The 6,598-nt window shown below is 70.3% G+C and carries 4 protein-coding genes; 1 reads left to right on the forward strand and 3 read right to left on the reverse strand.

Annotated elements, in window-relative coordinates; all coding sequences use genetic code 11:
* Positions 1-642, reverse strand: a complete 642-nt coding sequence (locus AB0B89_RS12060) for a SurA N-terminal domain-containing protein (protein WP_358551397.1) — start codon at positions 640-642, stop codon at positions 1-3.
* A gap of 55 nt (positions 643-697) precedes the next feature.
* The gene (gene mfd, locus AB0B89_RS12065) at positions 698-4,288 is read right to left on the reverse strand and encodes a transcription-repair coupling factor (protein WP_358551399.1); all 3,591 of its coding nucleotides are present in this window, start codon (positions 4,286-4,288) and stop codon (positions 698-700) included.
* Between the two features lie 397 nt (positions 4,289-4,685).
* Here mfd and AB0B89_RS12070 point away from each other — a divergent pair, with 397 nt between their 5' ends.
* Complete coding sequence (locus AB0B89_RS12070; protein WP_358551401.1) at positions 4,686-5,435, forward strand: class I SAM-dependent methyltransferase; 750 nt, start codon at positions 4,686-4,688, stop codon at positions 5,433-5,435.
* A gap of 70 nt (positions 5,436-5,505) precedes the next feature.
* Here the strand turns inward: AB0B89_RS12070 and AB0B89_RS12075 are convergent, their stop codons facing one another.
* Complete coding sequence (locus AB0B89_RS12075) at positions 5,506-6,483, reverse strand: hypothetical protein (RefSeq protein WP_358551403.1); 978 nt, start codon at positions 6,481-6,483, stop codon at positions 5,506-5,508.
* Positions 6,484-6,598: the final 115 nt, after the last annotated feature.

Genomic DNA, 6,598 nt, shown 5'->3' on the forward strand with positions numbered 1-6,598 from the left:
TCACTGGCCGGCGGCGGGATCCGGCTGGGAGGTCGCCTCGGTGCCCGCGGCGGGCTTGCCGAACCGGGCCTCCTCGATGAGACCCTGCTGCGGGTCCCAGGTGCCGTAGCGGTGCGAGACCTCGACCGGGATGGTGTCCATCTGCCCGAACAGCTGCTGCTGCGCGGTCTGGACGGACGCCTGGTCGGTCAGGTTCGCGCCGAACTTCTGCAGCGACTTCTGGTAGATCAGCGCGGTGCGGACCCAGTCGGTGGTCTCGGAGGGGGGGACGCCCTTGGTGAGCGCCGCGGGGCCGATCTTCTCGATGCCGCCCTGCTCGGCGAGGAAGTCGGCGACCTCGCGCGCGGTCACCGTGACCCCGTTGCGCTGCGCGAACTGCTCGAACTGGCGAATGGAGATCATCTGCAGCAGCACGGCCCGCGGAATGGACGGGATCTGGAGCTGAGCCTCGGTGATCTTGGCCTGCTTCAGCGCCGCCTGGTACTCGGTGATCTCGGCGTCCAGCTCGCCGCTGGTGATGCGGCTGCTCCCGACGGTCGCCGCCGTGCCGACCCGCACGGGCGAGGAACAGGCGGTCAGCGCGACAACGGCGAGCACGGCGGCAGCGACGGCCGGCAGCACGCGCACACGATTCGACTTCACTAGCGGTCCCTTCGACAGACGCGGGCTACTCTACTCAAGCCGCGCGTCAGAGCGGTCATCGAGTGCCTGCCGCCCTGGCGGGGTTCGAGGGAAGTTCGAGGAACATGGCCTCGACCAGGTCGGTGCACCATTTGAGCAGATCGAGGTCGCGCAGCGGCTGACCCCCTATCGGCTTGGTCTTCGGAACCGGCACGAGCAGCGTCTCGGCGGCGACCTTGTAGATCGCCTTGGGGTACAGCCGGTCCAGGCGCACCTGCTGCGACTCCCGCAAAGACACCCGGGCGAACCTGATGTGCTGACCCTGGAAGGCGACGTCGCTCAGCCCGGCCTTGCGCGCGTGGACCCGGAAGCGGGCGACCTCCAGCAGGTTGTCCACCTCCTGCGGCGGACGCCCGTACCGGTCGACGAGCTCCTCGCGGACGGCCACGATGTCGGCGCCCGAACCCACGGCGGCGAGCCGCTTGTACGCCTCCAGGCGCAGCCGCTCGGATGTCACGTAGCCGTGGGGGATGTGCGCGTTGACCGGCAGTTCGACCTTGACGTCCGCGCGCTCCTCGACGACCTCCTCGCCGGCGAGCTTGGCCTTCTGCTCCTGCACGGCCTCGGCCATCATCCGGACGTACAGGTCGAAGCCGACGCCCGCGATGTGGCCGGACTGCTCGGCGCCGAGGATGTTGCCCGCGCCGCGGATCTCCAGGTCCTTCATGGCGACGTACATGCCGGCGCCCATCTCGGTGTGCTGGGCGATCGTCGCCAGGCGCTCGTGGGCGGTCTCGGTGAGCGGCGCCTCCGGCGGGTACAGGAAGTAGGCGTAGCCGCGCTCGCGCCCGCGCCCGACCCGGCCGCGGAGCTGGTGGAGCTGCGAGAGGCCGTAGTTGTCCGCGCGGTCGACGATCAGCGTGTTGGCGTTGGGGATGTCCAGGCCGGACTCGACGATCGTGGTGCTGACGAGCACGTCGAAGTCGCGCTCCCAGAATCCGACCATGATCTTTTCGAGCTGCTGCTCGTTCATCTGCCCGTGCGCGACCGCCACGCGCGCCTCGGGCACCAGCTCGCGGATGCGGGCGGCCACCTTGTTGATCGAGGACACCCGGTTGTGGACGAAGAACACCTGGCCGTCGCGCATCAGCTCGCGCCGCACGGCCGCCGCGATCTGCTTCTCGTCGTACGGGCCGACGAAGGTGAGGATCGGGTGCCGCTCCTCCGGCGGGGTCAGGATGGTCGACATCTCGCGGATGCCGGTGAGGCCCATCTCCAGCGTGCGCGGGATCGGCGTCGCCGACATGGCGAGCACGTCCACCTGCGTACGCATGTGCTTCATGGCCTCCTTGTGCTCGACGCCGAAGCGCTGCTCCTCGTCGACGATGATGAGGCCGAGCTGCTTGAACCGGATGTCCGGGTTGAGCAGCCGGTGCGTGCCGATCACGATGTCGACGCCACCGTCCCTGAGCCCTTCGAGGGTGGCCTTGACCTCCGCGTCGCTCTGGAATCGCGACACCGGTTTGACCACGACGGGGAAGCTCGCGAACCGCTCGCCCAAGGTCGAAAGGTGCTGCTGGACGAGGAGTGTGGTCGGGACGAGCAGGGCGACCTGCTTGCCGTCCTGGACGGCCTTGAAGGCGGCCCGCACGGCGATCTCGGTCTTGCCGTAGCCGACGTCGCCGCAGATCAGGCGGTCCATCGGGATCGGACGCTCCATGTCGCGCTTGACCTCGTCGATCGCCTCAAGCTGGTCGCCGGTCTCGGCGTAGGGGAAGGCGTCCTCCATCTCGCGCTGCCACGGGGTGTCGGAGGCGAAGGCGTGGCCGGGCGAGGCCATGCGGGCGCTGTACAGGCGGATCAGCTCGCCCGCGATCTCCTTGACGGCCTTCTTCGCCCGCGACTTGGCCTTGGCCCAGTCGGCGCCGCCCATGCGGTTCAGCGTGGGAGACTCGCCGCCGACGTACCGGGTGACCTCGTCGAGCTGGTCGGTCGGCACGTACAGCCGGTCGCCCTTGGCGTACTCGATCACCAGGTACTCGCGCGTCGCGCCCTGGACGGCCCGCTGGACCATCTCGATGTAGCGCCCGACGCCGTGCTGGCCGTGGACGACGAAGTCGCCCACCTTGAGCTGGAGCGGGTCGACCATGTTCCTGCGGCGGGACGGCAGGCGCCGCATGTCCTTGGTGGATGCCTTCTGCCCCACCAGGTCGAGATGGGTGAGGACGGCCACGGTGTCGCTGACGAAGCCGTGCTCGACGCGGCCGGTGGTGACGTTGACCACGTCCCTGCCGGGGGCGACGTCGAGGGTGGGCACCAGCCTGGCGGCGACGTCCACGCCCTTGAGCAGCTCGACCATGCGCTCGGCGGGGCCGTGCCCCTCGCTGAGCAGCACGACCGCGCGCCCGTCGCCGAGCCATCCCTTGATGTCCCCGAGGGCGCGCTGGGTGTCGCCCCGGTACGACTCGGCCTCCCGGGCCGACAGCTCGATGATCTCGCTCTCGCCGTACACGTCGTCGTCGGAGATGTCCGGCCTGCCGGAGGCGGCCATGCGGCCGGTCTGCTCGGTCTGGTCGGTGGTCGCGAACGGCGCGATGGTCCACCACGGCTGGCCCAGCTCGCGGGCCTGGTGGCGCACCTCGGGCAGGCTGCGGAACGCCGCCGCGCCGAGGTCGATCGGCGCCTCGCCCCCGGCCGCCGCGTTGATCCACGACGCTTCGAGGAACTCCTGGCTGGTGTGCACGAGCTCGACGGCGCGGCCGCGGATCCGCTCGGGGTCGCAGACGATCACCGCGGCGCGGGCGGGAAGGTGGTCGAGCAGGAGATCCATGCCGTCGACCAGCACGGGAGCGAACGCCTCCATGCCCTCGACCGGGATGCCGTCGGCGAGCTGGTCGAGGATCTCCTTCAGCGCGGGGTGCAGCTCGCCGAGATCGCTCGCCCGCTCCCTGACCTCCTCGGTGAGGAGCAGCTCGCGGCACGGCGCGGCGAACAGGCCGCCCTCGGCCACTTCGAGCGAACGCTGGTCGGCGACCTTGAACCAGCGGATCTCCTCGATCGTGTCGCCCCAGAACTCCAGGCGCAGGGGGTGCTCCTCGGTGGGCGGGAACACGTCGAGCAGGCCGCCTCGCACGGCCACCTCGCCGCGCTTCTCCACCATGTCGACCCGGTGGTAGCCGTTGCCGACCAGGCGCTCGACCACCTCTTCGAGGTCGGCGTCGTCGCCCGAGCGCAGCCGTACGGGCTCCAGGTCGCCGAGCCCGGTGACCAGGGGCTGTAGCACCGCGCGGATCGGCGCCACGACGACGCTCAGCGGCCCGGCGGCGGCGTCGCCCTGGACGGGGTGGGCCAGCCTGCGCAGCACGGCCAGTCGCTGGCCCACCGTGTCGCTGCGCGGCGACAGGCGCTCGTGCGGCAGCGTCTCCCAGGCCGGGAAGACCGCGACGGCGTGCTCTCCGACGAGGCCGGTGAGCGCCGCGGCGAGGTCCTCCGCCTCCCGCGCGGTGGCCGTGACGGCGAGCACGGGCCGCCGGCGCGCCAGCGCCGCGACCGCGAAGGGCCGGAGCGCGGGCGGCGCGATCAGGTTGACGTCCTCGCCCGTGCGTTCCAGGGCCCCGGCCAGCTGTGGTTCGGCGACGACAAGATCGAGCAGTCCGGAAAGACTCATTTTAGAAATGCCCCCACATGGTCGCGCCCGCCTTCTCGCTCGCCTCGCGGACCGCCTGCTCGGCTTCGAACACTCCACGTGGCGACCCACCAGCGCGCGCCGGTACGGCCGCGATCACTCCGTACGGCCGCACACGTTCCCGCAAGCGATGTGTACGGCGACACGCGCGATCCCGGGTTCGTCGGATCACCGGGATTACCACAAGGCTACTTCCCTCTAGGCCCCGCCATGCCGAGAACCACCTCTCCGCCCGATCGAAGTGGACTTGTCATGAAAGCTACCGGTGCGACCGCACTTCCTTGCGCGGTCACGAAGCGGCTCCGGCCCGGTCATGGCGGGGCTCCGGCGGTGAAGAACGGCCCTTTCGTAAAGTAAATCCACTACGGAAGGAGTTTTCATGACTACCCTGAGTCACATGTCAGAGGTTCGATGGTGGCCGGCGACCCAAGGCGACGTCTTCAGTCTCCGCATGCGCGAGCTGTGGACCGAGCAGCTCGGCCGGCGGCTCGACATCCTCATCGCCGGATGCGGGCGAGGCGACACCATCGACGTCGACCGCGTCGAGACCCGCGTCACGGGCATCGACGAGGACCTCCCCGTGCTGCGCGCCTCGATCGGGCGCCGCGCCGACCTGGACGCGCGGTTCGTCGGCGACCTGCGGGCCGCGCCGCTGCTTCCCCGCACGTTCGACGTCGTACACGTCGCCTTCCTGCTGGAGCGCGTGCGCCACGCCGAGCTGGTGCTCGACCGCATGGTCAACGCCCTGCGCCCCGGCGGCCTCCTGCTGATCCGGATGCGCGACCGGTCCTCGGCGTACGGCTTCTGCGACCGCTTCGTCCCCGCATGGCTGCGACGGCTGCTGTGGTCCCGCTTCGCCCCGAAGGGCGCGGTCGGGCCGCTCCCGGCGATCTACGAGCAGGTGGCCTCGCGCGAGGGCATCCACTCCTACTGCCTGATGCGCGGGCTGATGATCGCCGAGGACTACTCGGGGTCGTCGGGTCCCGCGCTGCGCGGCCCGCGCGCCAGGCTCGTACGCGGCGTCTGCCAGGTGATCGGCAAGCTCTCCGGTGACCGCCTCCCCGCCACCAGAGACGAGGTCACCCTCGTGATCCGCAAACCCCAGAACCACTTCGCCCGCCTGATCTAGCGAAGCGACCGCACACGTCCGCCACCGGCCCGCCACCGGCCCGGCCCGCGGCGGGTGACCCGGCGGTCGTTCAGCGGCGGGTGAAGATGGGCTCCCAGCTTCCGGGGCGCTGGGTGTTCTCGCGGTTGCCCGAGAGCTGGACCTTCGTCTTCCCGTCGATGCCGACCAGCACCAGCCCGTTGTGGAACTCGTTCTCGCACGCTCCCGCGCAGCCGAGGGCGATCAGATGCTCGTCGTCGGCCCAGGCGAGAAGCTGGAGCATCTTCTGCCTGCCGACGACCTTGCCGGTGGCGACGTCCCTGACCGTCGTCTCCGGGCCCGGCGGAGTGCCTCCGTCGGCGTACAGCCTCCCGTTGGGAGAGACGCCCGCCCGCTGGTAGGTGACCACGTCCTTCGGCGCGTCGTCGCGACGCCGTCCGTCCAGGTCGTAGTACAGCCTGTGGTCGTACCCCTTCTGCCCGTCGGGTTCGAAGACCAGCGTGCCGTCGTCGGACCACCGGAAGACGGAGGCCGGCTTCGGGAAAGAGCCGGCGTCCCGCTCCGCGGCCACAGGGTGGAACGACGCGCGGCCCGACGCCACGTCGACCACCTGGAAACCGGTGCGCCCGGGGTCTGGGGTCCGATAGCTGTTCCCGTCGGCGGAGAGGTGGGTGCGGATCGTGGGATCCCTGTCATACGCCGTGGCCAGCAGCTTGGTGCCATCGGGCGACCAGGAGACGTCGGTCACGGGGTGATCGAGATCGACCCACGTGACGACCTGCGAAGTCGCCATATCGAGAAGGCCGATCCGGCGGGCGGGCAGGTCGCGCTCCAGCACCGCCGCGAGCTTCATGCCCGGCGCCACGTCGAGCTTGGCCCAGTCGGTCCGCCCGTAGGTCCCGGTCCCGGGGTTGTAGAGGTACCAGGTGTCCTGAAGGCGGTCGCTCCTGTCGCCGATCTTCTCCCGCGACCACACGGAATACGCCGACACGGCGACCCTCCCCGCCGCGATCAGCTTCTTCGGCATGGGGTTCTCGGTGTCGGTCAGCACCGAGTCCGGTGCCCGCACGTCCTCGGGGGTCGGCGCGGACCGCCCCGAACGATTTCCCGTACCGGGAGAAGTCGCCGAAGTTGAGCATAGGGCCCGAGAAGTACGACACGACCAGGGCGATCGCGCTGAGCAT

This window comes from Sphaerisporangium sp. NPDC049002 (genome assembly GCF_040649355.1).
Classification (GTDB): domain Bacteria; phylum Actinomycetota; class Actinomycetes; order Streptosporangiales; family Streptosporangiaceae; genus Sphaerisporangium.